Here is a 19,403-nt window from a genome sequence, read left to right as displayed (position 1 = left end):
TCATGGCAACCGCCAAGGCAACGACGGGCCACGAGTCCTCGCAGCATGACGTCAAGGACGTCGACGCACGTGGCTACCGCAAGGTGCGCCGCGGTTACGTCGTCAGCGACAAGATGGAGAAGACCATCGTCGTCGAGGTCGAGGACCGCGTGAAGCACCCGCTCTACGGCAAGGTCATCCGCCGCACCTCCAAGGTGAAGGCGCACGACGAGCAGGGCACCGCCGGTATCGGCGACCTGGTCGTCATCAGCGAGACCCGTCCCCTGAGCGCCACCAAGCGGTGGCGCCTGGTCGAGATTCTCGAGAAGGCCAAGTAAGCCTGCCGGCTTGCTTGACAGAAGGAGTAAGTAGAAGTGCTTCAGCAGGAATCACGCCTCAAGGTCGCCGACAACACCGGCGCCAAGGAGCTGCTCACCATTCGCGTTCTCGGTGGCTCGAAGCGGCGCTACGCCGGCCTCGGTGACACCATCGTCGCGACGGTGAAGGATGCCATCCCGGGCGGAAACGTGAAGAAGGGCGATGTGGTCAAGGCCGTCATCGTCCGCACCAAGAAGAACACCCGTCGTGCAGACGGGTCGTACATCAAGTTCGACGAGAACGCCGCCGTGATCCTGAAGAACGACGGTGACCCCCGCGGTACCCGCATCTTCGGCCCGGTCGGCCGTGAGCTTCGCGACAAGAAGTTCATGAAGATCATCTCGCTGGCACCGGAGGTTATCTAAGTCATGGCGAACATCAAGAAGGGTGACCTCGTCCAGGTCATCTCGGGCCGCACCCAGGCCCGCGGCGGAGACCGCGGCAAGCAGGGCAAGGTCATCGAGGTGCAGGTCGAGAAGAACCGCGTCATCGTCGAGGGAATCAACTTCGTGACCAAGCACGTGCGCGTCGGCCAGACGCAGCGTGGCACGAAGACCGGCGGCATCGAGACCCACGAGGCTCCGATCCACGTCTCGAACGTGGCCCTGGTCGACCCCGAGACCAAGAAGCCGACCCGCGTCGGCTTCCGCACCGAGCAGGTAACGAAGGACGGCGTCAGCAAGAACGTCCGCATCCGTTACGCCAAGAAGTCTGGTAAGGACCTGTAATGAGCGACACTGCAGTGGTGGCTGGCAAAATCCAGCCCCGTCTCAAGCAGAAGTACAAGAACGAGATCGCAGCCGAACTGCTCTCCTCACACGGCTACACGAACGTGCACCAGGTGCCCGGACTCGTGAAGATCGTCGTGAACATGGGCGTCGGCGAGGCTGCTCGCGATGGCAAGGTCATCGACGGCGCCATTGCCGACCTGACCAAGATCACCGGCCAGAAGCCGCAGGTGACCAAGGCCCGCAAGTCCATCGCGCAGTTCAAGCTGCGTGAGGGCCAGCCGATCGGCGCGCACGTCACGCTGCGCGGCGACCGCATGTGGGAGTTCCTGGACCGCCTGCTCTCGCTCGCGCTTCCCCGCATCCGCGACTTCCGCGGCCTGTCGCCGAAGCAGTTCGACGGCAACGGCAACTACACGTTCGGCCTGCAGGAGCAGTCGGTCTTCCACGAGATCGACCAGGACCGCATCGACCGTGTGCGCGGTATGGACATCACGGTCGTCACGACCGCGAAGACCGACGACGAGGGCCGCGACCTTCTGCGTCAGCTCGGCTTCCCGTTCCAGGGCACCGAGAACCAGCAGTAGACTAGGCAGGTTTGCTCTCCGTCCGGACCCCGAGCGCGCCGCACATCGTGCGGCGGCGTCAGGGGGCCGGGCGGGGCAGCCAGCCACCCGAAGCCGGATAACCATTCGGCTTCCACCACCACAGGTCAGTACGCCGTGTACGGATGCTGAAACCTGGTGAACGAAGGAAACACATCCCATGACGATGACAGATCCGGTCGCAGACATGCTGACCAGACTGCGCAACGCGAACTCGGCGCACCACGACTCCGTGTCGATGCCGAACTCGAAGCTCAAGTCGCACATTGCCGACATCCTCAAGTCCGAGGGCTACATCGCCGAGTACGCGGTCTCCGACGCTCGGGTGGGCCAGACGCTCACCCTGACGCTCAAGTTCGGCCCGAACCGCGAGCGCTCCATCGCGGGCATCAAGCGCGTCTCGAAGCCCGGACTGCGCGTCTACGCGAAGTCCACCGAGATCCCCACGGTGCACGGCGGCCTCGGCGTTGCCATCCTGTCCACCTCCAGCGGTCTGCTCACCGACCGCCAGGCCGAGAAGAAGGGCGTAGGCGGAGAAGTCCTCGCCTACGTGTGGTAATCGAAGATGTCGCGTATCGGACGACTTCCCATTGACATTCCCGCTGGCGTCGACGTCACGGTCCAGGGCCAGGACGTCACCGTCAAGGGCCCGAAGGGCGAGCTCGCCCTCACCATCGCAGCGCCCATCGAGGCCAAGATCGAGCAGAACCAGGTTCTGGTCACCCGTCCCGACGACGAGCGCACCTCGCGTTCGCTGCACGGCCTGACGCGCACGCTGATCGCCAACCAGATCATCGGCGTCACCACGGGCTACACGAAGGGCCTCGAGATCGTCGGTACCGGTTACCGCGTCGCCCAGAAGGGCGCGTCGATCGAGTTCGCGCTCGGTTTCTCGCACCCGGTCGTCGTAGAGGCTCCCGCCGGCATCACCCTGACCGTCGAGGGCAACAACCGCATCACGGTCGCGGGCATCGACAAGCAGGCCGTCGGTGAAGCAGCTGCCAACATCCGCAAGATCAAGAAGCCGGAGCCCTACAAGGGCAAGGGCATCCGCTACGCCGGTGAGGTTGTTCGCCGTAAGGCCGGAAAGGCTGGTAAATAATCATGGCTGACAAGACCAAGTCGGCTGCGCGTTCGCGCCGCCACGCCCGCCTTCGCAAGAAGGTCGTCGGCACCGAGGTGCGCCCGCGTCTCGTCGTCACCCGCTCGGCACGCCACGTGTTCGTGCAGGTCGTCGACGACAGCAAGGGCTTCACCCTCGCTTCCGCATCCACCATGGAGAACGACCTGCGCGCGTTCGAGGGTGACAAGACCGCCAAGGCCCGCAAGGTCGGCGAGCTCGTCGCCGAGCGCGCGAAGGCAGCCGGTGTCGAGGACGTCGTCTTCGACCGCGGTGGCAACAAGTACGCGGGTCGCGTTGCGGCCATCGCCGACGGAGCGCGAGAGGCAGGGCTGAACCTGTGAGCGAGAACATCAAGGAGCAAGAAGTGGCCGCAGAGGCACCGGTGGAGACCGCTGCATCCACGGAGACCCGGAACGAGCCTCGTGAGGCTCGCCGCGGTGGCCGTGAGCGCAACCCCAACCGTGACCGCGGAAGCCGCGACGCCGAGAAGAGCCAGTTCCTCGAGCGCGTCGTGACCATCAACCGCGTCTCCAAGGTCGTCAAGGGTGGTCGTCGCTTCAGCTTCACCGCGCTCGTCGTCGTCGGAGACGGCAACGGCCTGGTGGGCGTCGGCTACGGCAAGGCCCGCGAGGTGCCCACGGCGATCTCGAAGGGCGTCGAGGAGGCGAAGAAGAACTTCTTCCGCGTTCCTCGCGTCGGTTCGACCATCCCGCACCCCGTCCAGGGTGAGGCGGCCGCCGGTGTGGTGCTGCTGCGCCCCGCCGCTGCCGGTACCGGTGTCATCGCCGGTGGTCCGGTGCGCGCCGTTCTGGAGTGCGCCGGCATCCACGACGTGCTGAGCAAGTCGCTCGGTTCGTCGAACACGATCAACATCGTGCACGCAACCGTCGAGGCCCTCAAGGGTCTCGAGGAGCCGCGCGCCGTGGCCGCCCGTCGTGGTCTGGACTACGACCAGGTCGCGCCCGCGCGTCTGCTGCGTGCCGAGGCCCGCGCGGCCGAGGCCGCCTCCGCAGCGAAGGCAGGTGCCTGATGGCTCAGCTCAAGGTGACCCAGATCAAGTCCAAAGTTAGTGAAAAGCAGTACCAGCGCGACACGCTTCGCAGCCTGGGACTCAAGCGCATCGGTCAGAGCGTGGTTCGCGAGGACACTCCTCAGAACCGCGGCTACGTCAAGACCGTCGCTCACCTGGTGAAGGTTGAGGAGATCGACTAATGGCGCAGGCCAAGAAGACCGAGGACGCCGAGAAGGCTCCGAAGAAGGCGGCGGCCCCCAAGGCCGCAGCCGACAAGAAGCCGGCGGCGGCCCCCAAGGCCGCAGCCGACAAGAAGCCGGCCGCCGAGAAGGCACCGGCCAAGAAGGCCGCTCCCAAGGCCGCCGAGAAGACGGATGTCGTGGAGACCCGCGAGCACGTGCTCAAGGTTCACCACCTTCGTCCGGCCCCCGGCGCCAAGAAGGCCAAGACCCGCGTGGGTCGCGGTGAGGGATCCAAGGGTAAGACCGCGGGTCGCGGCACCAAGGGCACCAAGGCGCGCTACTCCGTGAAGGTCGGATTCGAGGGTGGGCAGATGCCGCTGCACATGCGCACCCCCAAGCTGCGCGGCTTCAAGAACCCCTTCCGGGTCGAGTACCAGGTCGTGAACCTCGAGAAGCTCGCCGAGCTCTACCCCAAGGGCGGCGACGTGACCGTGAGCGACCTCGTCGCGAAGGGTGCCGTGCGCAAGAACGAGAAGGTCAAGGTTCTCGGCAACGGCGACCTCGACGTGAAGCTCAACGTGGCGGTCGACAAGGTCTCCGGCTCGGCAGAGCAGAAGATCCTCGCCGCCGGCGGATCCGTCAAGTAACCGGACTCCTCTGATCGAGCCTGTCGAGGCATCACCTCTCATCGAGGTGGTCTCGGCAGGCTCGATTCTTTAGGTAGGCTGACTCAGCACGCACCATCAGGAGGCTTAGTGTTTAGCGCCATCGCGCGGATCTTCCGCACGCCCGACCTTCGCAAGAAGATCGGGTTCACCCTGGGCATCATCGCCCTGTTCCGGCTGGGATCGTTCATCCCTTCGCCGTTCGTCGATTTCGGCAACGTGCAGAAGTGTCTCGCAGCCAACCAGGGAACCTCGGGCCTCTACGAGCTGGTCAACCTCTTCAGCGGTGGTGCGCTGCTCCAGCTCTCGATCTTCGCGCTGGGCATCATGCCCTACATCACGGCATCGATCATCGTGCAGCTGCTGCGCGTGGTCATCCCTCACTTCGAGACCCTGTACAAAGAGGGCCAGGCCGGTCAGGCCAAGCTCACCCAGTACACCCGCTACCTCACGATCGCCCTCGGCGTCCTGCAGTCCACGACGCTGATCACGGTCGCCCGATCCGGTGCGCTCTTCGGCACCTCGACGACCTCCGAGTGCTCGCAGCTGATCACGAACGACGCCTGGTACGCCATCGTGCTCATGGTCATCACCATGACGGCCGGCACCGGCGTCATCATGTGGATGGGCGAGATGGTCACCGAGAAGGGCATCGGCAACGGCATGTCGCTGCTGATCTTCACCTCGATCGCCGCACGCTTCCCCGTCTCGCTCTGGGCCATCTTCCAGACCAAGGACTTCAACGTCTTCGCGCTGGTGATCATCATCGGCCTTCTCGTCGTGGGCCTGGTCGTCTTCGTCGAGCAGTCGCAGCGTCGCATCCCGGTGCAGTACGCCAAGCGCATGGTCGGCAGGCGCACCTACGGGGGCAACAACACCTACATCCCCATCAAGGTCAACATGGCCGGCGTCGTTCCGGTGATCTTCGCCTCGTCGCTGCTCTACCTGCCCGCGCTCATCGCGCAGTTCAACCAGCCGGCGGCCGGACAGCAGATTCAGCCATGGGTCTCGTGGGTGCAGAACTACCTCACCAAGGGCGATCACCCGCTCTACATGCTGCTCTACTTCGTGCTCATCGTCGGCTTCACGTACTTCTACGTCGCGATCACCTTCAACCCCGAAGAGGTCGCCGACAACATGAAGAAGTACGGCGGCTTCATCCCCGGCATCCGTGCCGGGCGTCCGACGGCCGAGTACCTGGACTACGTGCTCACGCGCATCACCCTGCCGGGCTCGCTCTACCTCGGCCTGATCGCCCTGCTGCCACTCGTGGCATTCGCGCTGGTGGGCGCCGACCAGAACTTCCCGTTCGGCGGCACCTCGATCCTGATCATCGTCGGCGTCGGTCTCGAGACGGTGAAGCAGATCGACTCCCAGCTGCAGCAGCGGCACTACGAGGGACTGCTGCGATGAGCCGGAACCGCGACCGCGGCGCCCGACTGCTCATCGTGGGCCCTCCCGGATCGGGCAAGGGCACCCAGGCCAAGCGCATCGGCGAGTGCTTCGGCATCCCCGATGTCTCGACGGGCGACATCTTCCGCTTCAACATCAAGAACGAGACGCCCCTCGGCGTGCAGGTCAAGGCGATCGTGGACGCGGGCGACTACGTTCCCGACGAGCTCACCAACGCCCTCGTGACCGAGCGGCTCACCGAGCCGGATGCGACCAACGGCTTCCTGCTCGACGGCTACCCGCGAACGGTCGAGCAGGTGCACTATCTCGACCGCCTGCTCGCCGAGCGCGCGCAGCCCCTCGAGGCGGTCATCCGGTTGGTGGCCGACCAGGACGAGATCGTGGCACGCCTGACCAAGCGCGCGTCCGAGCAGGGGCGCGCGGATGACTCCGAGAGCGCCATCCGCCACCGCCAAGAGGTCTACGCCCGCGAAACGGCTCCGCTCGTGGAGATCTACCGCGACCGCGGCCTGCTCATCGACGTCGACGGACTCGGCTCGGTGGATGCGGTCGGTGACCGCATCAGTGAGGCGCTGGCCGCCCGCGGCATCGGAGAACTCGACGCCGCAGCCGCCAGCTGAGGCCATGGCCTTCCGACGCTCCATCTACAAGTCGCCCGAACAGCTCGCCGCACTGCGTGCGCCCGGGCGGCTGACGGCGGACGCCCTCGAAGCGGTGCGCTCCGCCATCCGTCCCGGGATCACCCCGCTGGAACTCGATGCGATCGCCGAGACCGTCATCCGTCAGGGCGGCGGCATCCCCAACTTCCAGCTCGTGCCGGGCTACGTGCACACGCTGTGCGTCTCGGTGAATTCCGCGGTCGTGCACGGCATCCCCGGAACGACACCGCTCGAGCCGGGCGACATCGTATCGGTGGACGCCGGCGCCGAGGTCGCGGGCTGGAACGGTGACGCGGCATTCACCGTCGTCGTGCCCGGGGGAGCGGATGCCGCGCTGACGGCCTCGCGCCAACAGCTCGCCGACGTGACAGAGGGTTCCCTGTGGGCCGGCATCGCCCGGCTCGCGCGGGCGTCGCACCTCAACGAGGTCGGCGACGCCGTGCAGGGCTACATCGAGGCCCGGCCCGGGCACACCGGCCCGTACGGCATCCTGACCGACTACGTGGGTCACGGCATCGGCCGCACCATGCACGAGGAGCCGCCGGTGTTCAACTACCGGGTGCGGCAGAAGGGGCCCGAGGTGAAGCCCGGGCTCGTCGTGGCCATCGAGCCCATGGTGGTCGAGGGCTCCATCGAGACGGTCCTGCAGGACGACGACTGGACGGTGAGCACCGAGGACGGCCGCGACGCCGCCCACTGGGAGCACAGCGTGGCCGTGCACGCGGGCGGAATCTGGGTGCTCACGGCGCCCGACGGCGGCGCAGCCGGGCTCGCGCCGTACGGCATCACCCCCGTCGCGCCCTGAGGCTTTCGGGGCGGGCGGCGCGACGCGGTCTGGACCCCGAGCGGGGGTCACGGCAGGATAGGGCGGGAACAGGGTCTCGGCCGTCGTGAAGGGGTTACCGATGAGGGTGCAGGGGATCGGGATCGGCCAGGGCGTCGCAACCGGCCCCGTCGTGCGCATGGCCGACCGTCTGCCGGATCCGCCGGCCGTGCCCAGCCGGCTGAGCGCGCAGGAGGAGTCGGCCCGCGCAGAACAGGCGCTCGCCGACGTCGCGGATGCGCTCGAGCGGCACGCCGCCGCAACCGACGGCACGGCGAAGGACGTGCTCGACGCGCAGGCGCTCATGGCACGCGACCCGGCTCTCGCCGCGGAGATCGCGAACCGCCTGGCGCGAGGACGCACCGCCGAGCGCGCCGTGTTCGAGGGCTTCGAGACGTTCCGCTCCGCACTGGCCGCCGCCGGCGGGTACTTCGCCGACCGCGTCATCGACCTGGACGACGTCTCGCACCGCATCATCGCCCGGCTGCAGGGCGTCGAGGCCGCCGGGGTGCCCGACCCCGATCATCCGTTCGTGCTCGTCGCCCGCACCCTCGCCCCGGCCGACACCGCGACCCTCGACCTCGCCAAGGTGCTCGCCGTCGTCACCGAGGAGGGCGGCCGCACGTCGCACACCGCCATCCTCGCCGCCGAGAAGGCGATCGTCGCGGTCGTGGGAGCTGCCGGCGCCATGCAGATCGACGACGGCACCGAGGTCGTCGTCGACGCCGAGAACGGTCTAGTCATCGCCTCGCCCAGCGAGGCCGAGCGTGCCACCGCCCTCCGGCGGGCTCACGAGCTCGCCGTCGCCGCGGCCGCACCGATCGGACCCGGCCGACTGGCCGACGGCACCGCCATTCCGCTGCTGGCCAACCTGGGGTCGGCCGAGGGGGCCGCCGCGGCCGTCGCTGCCGGCGCGGAGGGCGTCGGCCTGCTGCGCACGGAGTTCCTGTTCGGCGATACCGAGGCAGCGCCCAGCGTCGAGGAGCAGCGCGAGAAGTACGCGTACGTGCTCGCCGCCTTCCCCGGCAAGAAGGTCATCGTGCGCATGCTCGACGCCGGTTCCGACAAGCCGTTGAGCTACCTCGGCGTTGCCGACGAGGAGAATCCGGCGCTGGGGGAGCGCGGCATCCGTGCCCTGCGCCGGGCCCGGCCCGTTCTCGATGACCAGCTGCGCGCACTCGCGCAGGCTGCGGCGAACACCTCGGCGGAGCTATGGGTGATGGCGCCGATGGTCGCCACAATCGAGGAGGCGCGCTGGTTCACCCAGTACGCCCATCGGATGGGGCTGGAGCGGGTGGGCGTGATGGTGGAGGTGCCCTCCGCGGCTCTGCTGGCCGACCGCCTGCTCGGAGAGACCGATTTCGCGTCGATCGGCACCAACGACCTCACGCAGTACACGCTCGCGGCCGACCGCACCCTCGGAACGCTCGCCGAGTTGCAGGATCCGTGGCATCCGGCCGTGCTCAAGCTCATCGCTCTGATCGGGGAGGCGGGGCGATCGACCCGGCGCCCGGTCGGGGTGTGCGGCGAAGCAGCCGCGGACCCTCTTCTCGCCGTCGTGCTCGTCGGACTCGGAGTGACGAGCCTGTCGATGTCGGCGCCCGCGCTCGGGCGCGTGCGCCGCTACCTCGCCCGCTTCACCCTCGAGCAGGCGCAGACCCTCGCCCGCGCCGCGCTGGCGGGTGAGGGCGGCGCGGAGGCCAGTCGCCGGGTGCGCGAATTGGCCGCGCGGCTCGGTTCGCTCACAGCGGCACCGGGACTATAGCGCAGAGTTGGGAAATCGTCCCGCATGGCATAAGATCGATCTTTGGTGCCTTGCGTTCCTACACCTGTGCCGTCGACCCGTTCGATGCATGCGTGCGATCGCGGGCACTTGATCCGCACGACCAGCAATCACAACTTTTAGCGACGAAGAGGCTATGGCCAAAAAAGACGGCGTCATTGAGATCGAAGGCTCGGTGGTGGAAGCTCTGCCCAACGCGATGTTCCGCGTAGAGCTCACCAACGGACACAAGGTTCTCGCACACATCTCAGGAAAGATGCGTCAGCACTACATCCGCATCCTCCCCGAGGACCGCGTGATCGTGGAGCTGAGCCCCTACGACCTGACCCGCGGCCGGATCGTCTACCGCTACAAGTAAGCGACTGCTGTAAGTAACGGCCCGCATGCACGGATGCCCGGCATCCGTGTGGGTACGAAGACAGCGAACAGAAAGAAACACTCATGAAGGTCAACCCCAGCGTCAAGCCGATCTGCGAGCACTGCAAGGTGATCCGCCGCAACGGCCGCGTCATGGTCATCTGCAAGTCCAACCCGCGCCACAAGCAGCGCCAGGGCTAGTCGGCGTCGCCGCCCGCCCGGATGCGTCCGGCCGGCGGCTCGAGACAACTCAATATCGCATCACCCGCACTCCCACGAACCCGCGCCTGAGTGATCAGGCCGGGGGACACCCTCGGTTGGAGGCCGAGGCACCGGGAGCGCTCCACACCTCCACTCATCAACAGGAGAAGCCACAATGGCACGTCTAGCCGGCGTCGACATCCCGCGCGAGAAGCGCGTGGAAGTCGCACTGACCTACATCTACGGAGTCGGCCGCACCCGCGCCCTCCAGACGCTCAAGGAGACCGGGATCTCCGGCGACATCCGCGTGAAGGACCTCAGCGACGACCAGCTCGTCGCCCTGCGCGACTTCATCGAGGGGAACTTCAAGGTGGAGGGTGACCTTCGCCGCGAGGTGGCCGCCGACATCCGCCGCAAGGTCGAGATCGGTTCGTACCAGGGCCTGCGCCACCGCCGTGGCCTGCCCGTGCACGGCCAGCGCACCAAGACCAACGCTCGTACCCGCAAGGGCCCGAAGCGCACCGTTGCCGGCAAGAAGAAGGCCGGCCGCAAGTAACCGCTTGTCGCCAGTATTAGGAGAATTCAATGGCTGCACCCAAGTCGGCTACTCGCAAGCCGCGCCGCAAGGAAAAGAAGAACATCGCTGTGGGCCAGGCCCACATCAAGTCCACCTTCAACAACACGATCGTCTCGATCACCGACACCACCGGTGCGGTCATCAGCTGGGCCTCGTCGGGTGGAGTCGGCTTCAAGGGTTCGCGCAAGTCGACCCCGTTCGCCGCTCAGCTGGCCGCCGAGTCGGCCGCCCGCCAGGCGCAGGAGCACGGCATGAAGAAGGTCGACGTCTTCGTCAAGGGCCCCGGATCGGGTCGTGAGACCGCGATCCGCTCGCTTCAGGCCGCAGGCCTCGAGGTCGGCTCGATCAACGACGTGACGCCGCAGGCGCACAACGGCTGCCGCCCGCCCAAGCGCCGCCGCGTCTAAGTTCCGACGCTTTCGGGTCGTCGGATGCCGCGCACTGCGCGCATCCGACGGCCCGCCAAGCCTGTTCCTTCAATAACTCAACAATCCGCCGGGCCAGCCACCCGGTTGCCATCGCAGGCGTCATATAGCGGACGTCTCGCCGAAAGGAATCAACAGTGCTCATTGCACAGCGCCCCACGCTCACCGAGGAGAACATCTCCGAGTTCCGCTCGCGGTTCGTGATCGAGCCCCTCGAGCCGGGCTTCGGCTACACCCTCGGCAACTCCCTCCGCCGCACCCTTCTCTCGTCGATCCCCGGGGCTGCTGTCACCAGCATCCGCATCGACGGCGTCCTCCACGAGTTCAGCACCGTTCCCGGTGTCAAGGAAGACGTCACAGAGATCATCCTGAACATCAAGAGCCTCGTGGTCTCGAGCGAGCACGATGAGCCGATCACCGCCTACCTGCGCAAGCAGGGCGCCGGCGTCGTGACCGCCGCCGACATCTCGGCTCCCGCCGGTGTCGAGGTGCACAACCCCGAGCTCGTGATCGCCACGATCAACGAGAAGGCGCGCTTCGAGCTCGAGCTCACCATCGAGCGCGGCCGCGGCTACGTCTCCGCGACGCAGAACCGCAACGAGTACAGCGAGGCCGGCCAGATTCCGGTCGACTCGATCTACTCGCCCGTGCTCAAGGTCACCTACCGCGTCGAGGCCACCCGCGCCGGCGAGCGCACCGACTTCGACCGCCTCGTGGTCGACGTCGAGACCAAGCCCGCCATCACGCCGCGCGACGCCATCGCATCCGCCGGTCGCACCCTGACCGAGCTGTTCGGGCTGGCCCGTGAGCTGAACACCGCTGCCGAGGGCATCGAGATCGGCCCGGCTCCCGTCGACGCCGTGCTCTCGAGCGAGCTCTCGATTCCGATCGAAGACCTCGACCTCTCGGTGCGCTCGTACAACTGCCTCAAGCGCGAAGGCATCAACACCGTCAGCGAGCTCGTCGCCCTCAGCGAGACACAGCTGATGAACATCCGCAACTTCGGACAGAAGTCGGTGGATGAGGTCAAGGACAAGCTCGTGGAGCTCGGCCTGTCGCTCAAGGACTCTGTTCCCGGATTCGACGGCGCCCACTTCTACAGCGGCTACGACGACGAGACCATCTAAAGCTCGTCGCGAGCTTTCCCCCCTCAGATACTGGAGACATTGACCCATGCCTAAGCCCACCAAGGGCCCCCGCCTCGGAGGCGGCCCCGCACACGAGCGCCTCATGCTGGCGAACCTGGCCGCTGCGCTGTTCACGCACAAGTCGATCAAGACGACCGAGACCAAGGCCAAGCGCCTTCGTCCGCTCGCCGAGCGACTGATCACGTTCGCCAAGCGCGGCGACCTGCACGCCCGTCGGCGCGTGCTCGCCGTGATCGGCGACAAGAACGTCGTGCACGAGCTGTTCACGCAGATCGCTCCGCTCGTCGCGGAGCGTGAGGGCGGCTACACACGCATCACGAAGATCGGCTACCGCAAGGGCGACAACGCCCCCATGGCGCAGATCGAGCTCGTGCTCGAGCCCGTCACCCCCAAGGTCAAGGCCGCCAAGCCGGCTGCCGGCACCGCATCCGCCCCGGTCGAGGAGGCGCCCGTCGCCGACGAGACCGTGACGGACTCCGAGGCCGCGGTCGACGAGGCCGTCGCGACGGACGCCGAGGCGCCCGCCGAGACCGCTGCTGCGGACGAGGCTCCCGCCGAGGCCGAAGAGGCAGAGGCGAAGTAACCTTCACCACCGAGAGCCCCGGGCATCCGATCGGATGCCCGGGGCTTTCGTCGTCCCCGGCCGTTGCGTTCGAGCCACTCGCTGGGTCGCCGTGGCCGCGGTTGCGCCACCTCCTCGGCCGTTGCGCCAGAAGATCTGGCGCAAGGGCCGCCGAAGTGGCGCAACGGCGCGTGCGAGCGGGCCGCAGGCGGCCGCCTAAACTGTGCAGGTGCTCCCCGCCCCGTCGCCCGCGTCGCCTTCGTCGCCCGTGTCGCCCGCCGCGCGCATCCGGCTCGACATCGCCTATGACGGGTCCGGCTTCGCGGGCTGGAGCAGGCAGCCGGGCCTGCGCACGGTGCAGGGCGAGATCGAGCGGGCACTCGCGACGATCCTGCATCGCTTCGGAGCGCCGCCGAGCCTCGTCGTCGCCGGGCGCACCGATGCCGGCGTGCACGCGCGCGGGCAGGTCGCGCACCTCGACCTCAGCGCCGAACAGTGCGATGCCCTGTTGCGTCCCACACGGGGCCGCAATCGCAGCGCCGATGCGGATGCCGGGGCGGCCCTGGCACGGCGGCTGAACGGCATCCTGAGCCAGGTGGGCGACATCGTGATCAACCGGGGCAGCATCGCACCGACAGGCTTCGACGCGCGCTTCTCGGCGGTGTGGCGGCGCTACGAGTACCGGTTGGCCGACGGCGGTGCGCTGCGCGATCCGCTGCGCCGCGCCGACACCACGTGGTATCCGGGGCGTCTGGACGGCGAGGCCATGGATGTCGCAGCCCGCTCCCTCACCGGACTCCACGACTTCGCGGCGTACTGCAAGCCGCGCGAGGGTGCCACGACCATCCGCACCCTGCAGGAGTTCCGCTGGGTGCGCGACGAATCGGGCGTGCTGTGCGCGCACCTGCAGGCCGACGCCTTCTGCCACAGCATGGTGCGCGCCCTCGTGGGCGCGTGCGTGGCCGTCGGGGAGGGCAAGCTCGACGGCACCGACCTGGTGCGGCTGCGCAACGCGGCCGAGCGCACGAGCGCATTCAAGGTCATGCCCGCTCGCGGGCTCACCCTCGTCGACGTCGGCTACCCGGAGGATGCCCGGCTCGCCGCCCGCGCCGAGCAGACCCGGGCCAGACGTGCGCTCGGTTTGCAGCAGCAGAGCTGACCCCGTAAGATAGCTCTTTGGTGCCTGCGCCCGGCGGCGCGGCACACGAACGTGAGCCCTCCATCGACAGGATTCCCTTCTGGAATCCGCCCGGAGTGGGATTCACGAACACCTCCGTTCGATCAGAAAGCAGCCACAGAAGTGACTCGTACGTATTCCCCGAAGGCCAGTGAGATCACTCACGACTGGTACGTCATCGACGCAGCCGACGTCGTGCTCGGTCGCCTGGCCAGCCACACGGCCGCGCTCCTGCGCGGCAAGCACAAGCCCACCTTCGTGAACCACCTCGACACGGGCGACTTCGTCATCATCATCAACGCCGACAAGGTCGCGCTGACGGGTTCGAAGGCGGAGCAGAAGAAGGCCTACCGCCACTCGGGTTACCCGGGTGGCCTCTCGGCCGTCAGCTACTCGGAGCTCCTCGAGAAGAACCCCGTGCGCGCCGTGGAGAAGGCCGTGCGCGGCATGCTCCCGAAGAACTCGCTCGGACGCGCGCAGCTGAAGAAGCTCAAGGTCTACACCGGCCCGGAGCACCCCCACGCGGCGCAGCAGCCCAAGCAGTTCACCTTCACCCAGGTCGCCCAGTAGCGCCCGGCCAGACAGACACAGAGATAAAGGACTTCCATCACCGTGGCGAAGATCGCAGACCAGATTGACGCGGCTCCGGAGAGCTACAGCACCGAGACTCCGGCCGACGCCGCTGCTCCCCGTGCACCCCGGGCCGTCCTGAACGTTTCCGGCTCGGCCGTCGGCCGACGCAAGCAGGCCATCGCCCGCGCCCGCGTCGTTCCCGGCTCCGGAACCATCACCGTGAACGGCCGCGAGATCGCGGACTACTTCCCGAACAAGCTGCACCAGCAGCTCATCACCGACCCCTTCAAGGTTCTCGACCTCGTCGGCAGCTACGACGTCGTCGCCCGCATCACCGGCGGCGGCCCCTCGGGCCAGGCCGGCGCACTGCGCCTGGCGATCGCCCGTTCGCTGAACGAGATCGACCGTGAGAACAACCGCGCCATCCTCAAGAAGGCCGGATTCCTCACGCGTGACGCCCGCGTCATCGAGCGCAAGAAGGCCGGTCTGAAGAAGGCCCGCAAGGCGTCGCAGTTCTCGAAGCGCTAACGCTTCCCGAGCGCACCATGCCTCGTCTCTTCGGCACCGACGGGGTCCGGGGCCTGGCCAACCGTGAACTCACGGCTGACCTGGCCCTGGGCCTCGCCCAGGCCAGCGCCTTCGTGCTCATGCGCGGAAAGCGCGCTGAAGCACGTCGTGCCGCCGGGCGCCGCCCCGTCGCCGTCGTGGCTCGCGACCCTCGGGTCTCGGGCGAATTCCTGACGGCGGCCGTCGCCGCCGGGCTCGCGAGCTCCGGCGTCGACGTGCTCGACGCCGGCGTCATCCCGACGCCCGCGACCGCCTACCTGATCGCCGACATCGGCGCCGACTTCGGCGTCATGGTGTCGGCGTCGCACAACCCCGCGCCCGACAACGGCATCAAGATCTTCGCGTTCGGCGGCACCAAGCTCCCCGACGAGGTCGAGGACCGCATCGAGGAGCACCTCGGCATCGAGAAGCTGCTCCCGACGGGCGGCGAGGTCGGCCGCATCCGCCGGTTCGCGGATGCCGAGGACCGCTACGTGCTGCACCTCATGGAGACGCTGCCCAACCGCCTCGAGGGTGTGCACGTCGTGCTCGACTGCGCCCACGGGGCCGCGGCCGGGGTCTCTCCCGAGGTCTTCACCCTCGCGGGTGCCACCGTGAGCGTCATCGGCGCCGATCCTGACGGCGTGAACATCAACGACGGCGTCGGCTCCACGCACCTCGACCACCTGGCCCAGAAGGTGCTGGAACTGGGCGCCGACATCGGCATCGCCCACGACGGCGACGCGGACCGCTGCCTCGCCGTGGACCGTGCGGGCAACGTCGTGGACGGCGACCAGATCATGGCCATCCTCGCGGTCGCCATGAAGGAGCGCGGCCACCTGACGGCCGACACCCTCGTCGTGACCGTCATGAGCAACTTGGGACTGAAGAAGTCCATGGCCGCGAACGGCATCACGGTCGTCGAGACGAGCGTGGGCGACCGGTACGTGCTCGAGGAACTGAACGCCCACGGCTACGCCCTCGGTGGAGAGCAGTCCGGGCACGTCATCATGACCGAGCACGCCACGACGGGTGACGGCATCCTGACCGGCCTGCACCTCGTGGCCGAGATGGCCCGCACCGGCAAGTCGCTCGCGGAGCTGGCCTCGGTGATGACCGTCTTCCCGCAGGTGCTCGTGAACGTGCGGGGCGTCGACCACCACGCCCTGAAGGACAACGAGGGCATCGCGAAGGCCGTCGCCGACGTGGAGGCCGAACTCGGCGACACCGGCCGCGTGCTGCTGCGGCCCTCAGGCACCGAGCCCATGGTGCGCGTGATGGTGGAGGCCGCCGACCAGGTGACGGCCGATCGGCTGGCCCATGAGCTCGCCGACGTCGTGCGTGCCGAGCTCGCCCTGCCGATCGTCACGCCCTAGCGAGTTCCGGCGGAGTTCCGAGGGCTGGGGGTCCCGCCCGAAGATGCCTACCGACCCCCGGACCCTCACCCCTCGGAACTCCGTCTCTCGGGGCTGGGGGTCCCGCCCGAAGATGCCCGCCGACCCACGGACCCCCACCCCTCGGAACTCCGCCTCTCGGGGCTGCGGGTTCCGCCCAAAGATGCCCACCGACCCCCGGACCTCTCGGGGCTGGGGGTTCCGCTGGTGCGTTCTCCGGGGTTCTCAGAGCTTGCGCAGCAGCACGCTGTCGACGGCGTGGTTCGCGTCCTTGCGCAGCACGAGCGTGGCGCGTGAGCGCGTGGGGCGGATGTTCTGCACCAGGTTCGGCTCGTTGATCGACTGCCAGATGCTGCGGGCCTGCTCGCGCGCCTGCTCCTCGGTCAACGAGGCGTAGCGGTGGAAGTAGGACTTGGGATCGCTGAACGCGCCGCGCTGCAGCTTCAGGAAGCGCTCCTCGTACCAGCGGGCGATGTCGCTCGTACGGGCGTCCACGTAGATGCTGAAGTCGAACAGGTCGCTGACCGCGAGGCGGTGGGCGGCCGAGGGCGGCTGCAGAACGTTGAGCCCCTCGATGATGAGCACGTCGGGCTGGCGCACGGTGATCTGGGCGTTCGGCACGATGTCGTAGCTCAGGTGCGAGTAGAAGGGCGCCCGCGCCTCTGCGGCTCCCGACTTCACCTCGCTCACGAAGCGCAGCAGCGCCCGCCGATCGTACGACTCGGGGAAGCCCTTGCGCGCCATCAGCCCCCGCCGTTGCAGCTCCGCGTTGTCGAACAGGAAGCCGTCGGTGGTGACGAGCTCGACCCGGGGGGTGTTCTCCCAGCGCGAGAGCAGCTCGCGCAGCAGCCGGGCGATGGTCGACTTGCCCACGGCGACCGACCCCGCGATGCCGATCACGAACGGCGTGCGCGCCGCGCGTTCGCCGAGGAACCGGTTGGTGGCCTCGTGCAGGCGCTCCGTGGCAGTCACGTACATGTTCAGCAGCCGCGAGATCGGCTGGTACACATCCGTCACCTCGCCGAGGTCGAGGGGCTCGCCGAGGCCGCGCAGCTGCACGAGCTCCGTCTCACGCAGCGGGAGGGGCGTCGAGGGGGCGAGGGCGGCCCAGTCATCCCGGCTCAGCTCGAGGAACGGGGAATAGTGCGAAGATTCGCCGTTCGTGGCGGAGGGATCGGACATCGGTGCAAGCATAGTGCGGCCTCAGGAAGCCGACGGCGCCGCCGCCTAGAATCATGGGCATGTGTGGAATCGTGGGTTATGTCGGTCGTGACCGGTCACTCGAGGTGCTGGTCGGCGGTCTGAAAAGGCTCGAGTACCGGGGATACGACTCCGCCGGGGTCGCGGTCATCGACGGCGACGGCGGCCTCGGCGTGGCGAAGAAGGCCGGCAAGCTCGGCAAGCTGACGGATGAGCTGCTGGCGCACCCCATCAACGACGGCCGTACCGGCATCGGGCACACGCGCTGGGCCACGCACGGCGGCCCGACCGATCGCAACGCGCATCCGCACCTCGGCGATGACGGCCGGCTCGCCCTCATCCACAACGGCATCATCGAGAACTTCTCGGCGCTCAAGGACGAGCTGCTGAACGAGGGGTTCACCTTCGAGAGCGAGACCGACACCGAGGTCGCCGCCGTGCTGCTCGGCCGGGAGTACCGCGCCAGCGGAGACCTCCGTGAGGCCTTCCGGCGCACCGTCTCGCGGCTCGACGGCGCCTTCACGCTGCTCGCCCTGCACCAGGACGAGCCGGGGGTGGTCGTGGGCGCCCGGCGCAACTCGCCGCTCGTCATCGGCCTGGGCGACGGCGAGAACTTCCTCGGCTCCGATGTCGCCGCATTCGTCGAGCACACCCGGCGCGCCGTCGCCATCGGACAGGACCAGATCGTGGCCATCACCGCCGACGCGGTCGACGTCACCGACTTCGAGGGCCGACCGGTCGTCTCCGAGGAGTTCGACATCGCCTGGGATGCGTCGGCGAGCGAGAAGGGCGGCTGGTCGAGCTTCATGGCCAAGGAGGTCAGCGAGCAGCCGGAGGCCGTCGCCAACACCCTGCGCGGCCGCATCCACGAGGGCGGGGTCGTCATCCCCGAGCTCACGGAATTCGGCGACGACGAGCTGGCCGCCATCCGCCGCATCACCGTGATCGCCTGCGGAACGGCGTGGTACGCGGGCCTGGTCTCCAAGTACGCCATCGAGAAGTGGACCGGCGTTCCGGTCGAGGTAGAGCTCAGCCACGAATTCCGCTACCGGGACCCCGTCATCACCTCCGACACGCTCGTCATCTCGATCTCGCAGTCGGGCGAGACGATGGACACCCTGATGGCCGTCAAGTACGCCAGGGAGGCGGGCGCGAAGACCATCTCGATCTGTAACACGCAAGGCGCGACCATCCCGCGCGAGTCGGATGCCGCCGTCTACACCTACGCCGGTCCCGAGGTGGCGGTGGCATCCACCAAGGCCTTCGTCGCCCAGATCACCGCGCTCTACCTGTTCGGCCTTCACCTGGCCCGGGTGCGGAACACCCTCACGCCCGACGCGGTCACTGCCGAACTGGCCGAGCTCGAGGCGGTGCCGGCCAAGCTCACGCGTGTTCTCGAGGTGGGCGAGAGCATCCGCACCCTCGCGCACTGGATGGCCGACACCCGGGCGGTGCTCTTCCTCGGGCGGCACGTAGGGTTCCCGATCGCCCTCGAGGGTGCGCTCAAGCTCAAGGAGCTCGCCTACATCCACGCCGAGGGATTCGCGGCCGGCGAGCTGAAGCACGGTCCCATCGCCCTGATCGAACCCGGCCAGCCCGTGTTCGTGGTGGTGCCGAGCCCGCACCACTCGCCGCTGCTGCACTCGAAGGTCGTCTCGAACATCCAGGAGATCCGCGCACGCGGCGCCCGCGTGATCGCGATCGCCGAAGAGGGCGACGTCGCCGTGCTGCCGTTCGCCGACGAGGTCGTGCGCATCCCGCGGGCGACGCCCTTCTACGAGCCGCTGCTCGCCGTGGTGCCGCTGCAGATCTTCGCCATGGAGCTCTCCGAGGCGAAGGGGCTCGACGTCGACCAGCCGCGCAACCTCGCCAAGTCGGTGACGGTGGAGTGAC

26 protein-coding genes are annotated in these 19,403 nt (G+C 67.9%); 25 read left to right on the top strand and 1 reads right to left on the bottom strand.

Annotated features, from left to right (window positions below; all coding sequences use genetic code 11):
* Nucleotides 1-2: 2 nt before the first annotated feature.
* The 24 genes from rpsQ (at nucleotide 3) to glmM (ending at nucleotide 16,292) form a co-directional block, all read left to right on the top strand.
* Entirely contained in the window at nucleotides 3-317 is a 315-nt protein-coding gene (gene rpsQ / locus WDJ51_RS06790; protein WP_337851676.1) for a 30S ribosomal protein S17, read from the top strand.
* 36 nt (nucleotides 318-353) lie between these two features.
* Nucleotides 354-722 (top strand): 50S ribosomal protein L14, encoded by a 369-nt coding sequence (gene rplN, locus WDJ51_RS06785; RefSeq protein WP_056165742.1) that lies wholly within the window; start codon nucleotides 354-356, stop codon nucleotides 720-722.
* 3 nt (nucleotides 723-725) lie between these two features.
* On the top strand, nucleotides 726-1,085 hold the full coding sequence (rplX, locus tag WDJ51_RS06780) for a 50S ribosomal protein L24 (RefSeq protein ID WP_337851675.1): 360 nt from the start codon (nucleotides 726-728) through the stop codon (nucleotides 1,083-1,085).
* The gene (gene rplE, locus WDJ51_RS06775) at nucleotides 1,085-1,672 is read left to right on the top strand and encodes a 50S ribosomal protein L5 (RefSeq protein WP_337851674.1); all 588 of its coding nucleotides are present in this window, start codon (nucleotides 1,085-1,087) and stop codon (nucleotides 1,670-1,672) included. Before rplX ends, rplE begins: the two co-directional genes overlap by 1 nt.
* 178 nt (nucleotides 1,673-1,850) lie before the next feature.
* Nucleotides 1,851-2,249 carry a 30S ribosomal protein S8 gene (gene rpsH / locus WDJ51_RS06770; protein ID WP_337851673.1) on the top strand — a complete coding sequence of 133 codons (399 nt, stop codon included), beginning with the start codon at nucleotides 1,851-1,853 and terminating at the stop codon, nucleotides 2,247-2,249.
* 6 nt (nucleotides 2,250-2,255) lie between these two features.
* On the top strand, nucleotides 2,256-2,792 hold the full coding sequence (gene rplF / locus WDJ51_RS06765) for a 50S ribosomal protein L6 (RefSeq protein WP_337851672.1): 537 nt from the start codon (nucleotides 2,256-2,258) through the stop codon (nucleotides 2,790-2,792).
* A gap of 2 nt (nucleotides 2,793-2,794) precedes the next feature.
* Nucleotides 2,795-3,154: a 50S ribosomal protein L18 gene (rplR, locus tag WDJ51_RS06760; RefSeq protein ID WP_337851671.1), complete on the top strand. Its 360-nt coding sequence runs from the start codon at nucleotides 2,795-2,797 to the stop codon at nucleotides 3,152-3,154.
* Nucleotides 3,151-3,843 (top strand): 30S ribosomal protein S5, encoded by a 693-nt coding sequence (gene rpsE, locus WDJ51_RS06755; RefSeq protein WP_337851670.1) that lies wholly within the window; start codon nucleotides 3,151-3,153, stop codon nucleotides 3,841-3,843. Before rplR ends, rpsE begins: the two co-directional genes overlap by 4 nt.
* Nucleotides 3,843-4,025: a 50S ribosomal protein L30 gene (gene rpmD, locus WDJ51_RS06750; RefSeq protein WP_183060650.1), complete on the top strand. Its 183-nt coding sequence runs from the start codon at nucleotides 3,843-3,845 to the stop codon at nucleotides 4,023-4,025. Before rpsE ends, rpmD begins: the two co-directional genes overlap by 1 nt.
* Nucleotides 4,025-4,654: a 50S ribosomal protein L15 gene (gene rplO / locus WDJ51_RS06745; RefSeq protein ID WP_337851669.1), complete on the top strand. Its 630-nt coding sequence runs from the start codon at nucleotides 4,025-4,027 to the stop codon at nucleotides 4,652-4,654. Before rpmD ends, rplO begins: the two co-directional genes overlap by 1 nt.
* 108 nt (nucleotides 4,655-4,762) lie before the next feature.
* Entirely contained in the window at nucleotides 4,763-6,085 is a 1,323-nt protein-coding gene (gene secY / locus WDJ51_RS06740; protein ID WP_337851668.1) for a preprotein translocase subunit SecY, read from the top strand.
* Nucleotides 6,082-6,705, top strand: coding sequence for an adenylate kinase (locus WDJ51_RS06735; RefSeq protein WP_337851667.1), 624 nt, complete (start codon nucleotides 6,082-6,084; stop codon nucleotides 6,703-6,705). Before secY ends, WDJ51_RS06735 begins: the two co-directional genes overlap by 4 nt.
* 4 nt (nucleotides 6,706-6,709) lie before the next feature.
* The gene (gene map, locus WDJ51_RS06730; RefSeq protein ID WP_337851666.1) at nucleotides 6,710-7,549 is read left to right on the top strand and encodes a type I methionyl aminopeptidase; all 840 of its coding nucleotides are present in this window, start codon (nucleotides 6,710-6,712) and stop codon (nucleotides 7,547-7,549) included.
* 100 nt (nucleotides 7,550-7,649) lie between these two features.
* On the top strand, nucleotides 7,650-9,332 hold the full coding sequence (gene ptsP / locus WDJ51_RS06725) for a phosphoenolpyruvate--protein phosphotransferase (RefSeq protein ID WP_337851665.1): 1,683 nt from the start codon (nucleotides 7,650-7,652) through the stop codon (nucleotides 9,330-9,332).
* 154 nt (nucleotides 9,333-9,486) lie between these two features.
* Complete coding sequence (gene infA / locus WDJ51_RS06720) at nucleotides 9,487-9,708, top strand: translation initiation factor IF-1 (RefSeq protein ID WP_021759551.1); 222 nt, start codon at nucleotides 9,487-9,489, stop codon at nucleotides 9,706-9,708.
* 83 nt (nucleotides 9,709-9,791) lie between these two features.
* A complete protein-coding gene (gene rpmJ, locus WDJ51_RS06715; protein ID WP_047405455.1) occupies nucleotides 9,792-9,908 on the top strand; it encodes a 50S ribosomal protein L36 in 117 nt (38 codons plus the stop codon).
* A gap of 175 nt (nucleotides 9,909-10,083) precedes the next feature.
* Nucleotides 10,084-10,464: a 30S ribosomal protein S13 gene (gene rpsM, locus WDJ51_RS06710; protein WP_337851664.1), complete on the top strand. Its 381-nt coding sequence runs from the start codon at nucleotides 10,084-10,086 to the stop codon at nucleotides 10,462-10,464.
* 29 nt (nucleotides 10,465-10,493) lie between these two features.
* Entirely contained in the window at nucleotides 10,494-10,892 is a 399-nt protein-coding gene (gene rpsK, locus WDJ51_RS06705; RefSeq protein ID WP_337851663.1) for a 30S ribosomal protein S11, read from the top strand.
* Between the two features lie 155 nt (nucleotides 10,893-11,047).
* Nucleotides 11,048-12,037 carry a DNA-directed RNA polymerase subunit alpha gene (locus WDJ51_RS06700; protein WP_337851662.1) on the top strand — a complete coding sequence of 330 codons (990 nt, stop codon included), beginning with the start codon at nucleotides 11,048-11,050 and terminating at the stop codon, nucleotides 12,035-12,037.
* Nucleotides 12,038-12,083: 46 nt separating this feature from the next.
* On the top strand, nucleotides 12,084-12,641 hold the full coding sequence (gene rplQ, locus WDJ51_RS06695) for a 50S ribosomal protein L17 (protein WP_337851661.1): 558 nt from the start codon (nucleotides 12,084-12,086) through the stop codon (nucleotides 12,639-12,641).
* A gap of 208 nt (nucleotides 12,642-12,849) precedes the next feature.
* The gene (gene truA / locus WDJ51_RS06690) at nucleotides 12,850-13,779 is read left to right on the top strand and encodes a tRNA pseudouridine(38-40) synthase TruA (RefSeq protein WP_337851660.1); all 930 of its coding nucleotides are present in this window, start codon (nucleotides 12,850-12,852) and stop codon (nucleotides 13,777-13,779) included.
* Nucleotides 13,780-13,920: 141 nt separating this feature from the next.
* Nucleotides 13,921-14,367 (top strand): 50S ribosomal protein L13, encoded by a 447-nt coding sequence (gene rplM, locus WDJ51_RS06685; RefSeq protein WP_337851659.1) that lies wholly within the window; start codon nucleotides 13,921-13,923, stop codon nucleotides 14,365-14,367.
* Nucleotides 14,368-14,409: 42 nt separating this feature from the next.
* Nucleotides 14,410-14,898, top strand: coding sequence for a 30S ribosomal protein S9 (rpsI, locus tag WDJ51_RS06680; protein ID WP_337851658.1), 489 nt, complete (start codon nucleotides 14,410-14,412; stop codon nucleotides 14,896-14,898).
* Nucleotides 14,899-14,915: 17 nt separating this feature from the next.
* Nucleotides 14,916-16,292 (top strand): phosphoglucosamine mutase, encoded by a 1,377-nt coding sequence (glmM, locus tag WDJ51_RS06675; RefSeq protein WP_337851657.1) that lies wholly within the window; start codon nucleotides 14,916-14,918, stop codon nucleotides 16,290-16,292.
* Between the two features lie 243 nt (nucleotides 16,293-16,535).
* Here the strand turns inward: glmM and coaA are convergent, their stop codons facing one another.
* Nucleotides 16,536-17,492 (bottom strand): type I pantothenate kinase, encoded by a 957-nt coding sequence (gene coaA / locus WDJ51_RS06670; RefSeq protein ID WP_337851656.1) that lies wholly within the window; start codon nucleotides 17,490-17,492, stop codon nucleotides 16,536-16,538.
* A gap of 59 nt (nucleotides 17,493-17,551) precedes the next feature.
* Here coaA and glmS point away from each other — a divergent pair, with 59 nt between their 5' ends.
* Nucleotides 17,552-19,402, top strand: a complete 1,851-nt coding sequence (gene glmS, locus WDJ51_RS06665; RefSeq protein WP_337851655.1) for a glutamine--fructose-6-phosphate transaminase (isomerizing) — start codon at nucleotides 17,552-17,554, stop codon at nucleotides 19,400-19,402.
* Nucleotide 19,403: the final 1 nt, after the last annotated feature.

The sequence above is a fragment of the Rathayibacter sp. YIM 133350 genome, from assembly GCF_037404875.1.
GTDB lineage: Bacteria > Actinomycetota > Actinomycetes > Actinomycetales > Microbacteriaceae > Orlajensenia.
The sequence above is the reverse complement of the archived record's forward strand: the minus strand, read 5'-3'. Positions and strand labels throughout refer to the sequence as shown.

Excerpts from the sequence above, each read along its gene's own strand:
- rplO (WP_337851669.1), top strand. The coding sequence starts at position 4,025 with ATGGCGCAGGCCAAGAAGACCGAGGACGCCGAGAAGGCTCCGAAGAAG.
- glmS (WP_337851655.1), top strand. The coding sequence starts at position 17,552 with ATGTGTGGAATCGTGGGTTATGTCGGTCGTGACCGGTCACTCGAGGTG.
- rpmJ (WP_047405455.1), top strand. The coding sequence starts at position 9,792 with ATGAAGGTCAACCCCAGCGTCAAGCCGATCTGCGAGCACTGCAAGGTG.
- coaA (WP_337851656.1), bottom strand. The coding sequence starts at position 17,492 with ATGTCCGATCCCTCCGCCACGAACGGCGAATCTTCGCACTATTCCCCG.
- WDJ51_RS06735 (WP_337851667.1), top strand. The coding sequence starts at position 6,082 with ATGAGCCGGAACCGCGACCGCGGCGCCCGACTGCTCATCGTGGGCCCT.
- rpmD (WP_183060650.1), top strand. The coding sequence starts at position 3,843 with ATGGCTCAGCTCAAGGTGACCCAGATCAAGTCCAAAGTTAGTGAAAAG.
- rplE (WP_337851674.1), top strand. The coding sequence starts at position 1,085 with ATGAGCGACACTGCAGTGGTGGCTGGCAAAATCCAGCCCCGTCTCAAG.
- rpsQ (WP_337851676.1), top strand. The coding sequence starts at position 3 with ATGGCAACCGCCAAGGCAACGACGGGCCACGAGTCCTCGCAGCATGAC.
- rplR (WP_337851671.1), top strand. The coding sequence starts at position 2,795 with ATGGCTGACAAGACCAAGTCGGCTGCGCGTTCGCGCCGCCACGCCCGC.
- rpsM (WP_337851664.1), top strand. The coding sequence starts at position 10,084 with ATGGCACGTCTAGCCGGCGTCGACATCCCGCGCGAGAAGCGCGTGGAA.
- ptsP (WP_337851665.1), top strand. The coding sequence starts at position 7,650 with ATGAGGGTGCAGGGGATCGGGATCGGCCAGGGCGTCGCAACCGGCCCC.
- rplQ (WP_337851661.1), top strand. The coding sequence starts at position 12,084 with ATGCCTAAGCCCACCAAGGGCCCCCGCCTCGGAGGCGGCCCCGCACAC.
- map (WP_337851666.1), top strand. The coding sequence starts at position 6,710 with ATGGCCTTCCGACGCTCCATCTACAAGTCGCCCGAACAGCTCGCCGCA.
- glmM (WP_337851657.1), top strand. The coding sequence starts at position 14,916 with ATGCCTCGTCTCTTCGGCACCGACGGGGTCCGGGGCCTGGCCAACCGT.
- rpsK (WP_337851663.1), top strand. The coding sequence starts at position 10,494 with ATGGCTGCACCCAAGTCGGCTACTCGCAAGCCGCGCCGCAAGGAAAAG.
- infA (WP_021759551.1), top strand. The coding sequence starts at position 9,487 with ATGGCCAAAAAAGACGGCGTCATTGAGATCGAAGGCTCGGTGGTGGAA.
- rplF (WP_337851672.1), top strand. The coding sequence starts at position 2,256 with ATGTCGCGTATCGGACGACTTCCCATTGACATTCCCGCTGGCGTCGAC.
- rplX (WP_337851675.1), top strand. The coding sequence starts at position 726 with ATGGCGAACATCAAGAAGGGTGACCTCGTCCAGGTCATCTCGGGCCGC.
- rpsH (WP_337851673.1), top strand. The coding sequence starts at position 1,851 with ATGACGATGACAGATCCGGTCGCAGACATGCTGACCAGACTGCGCAAC.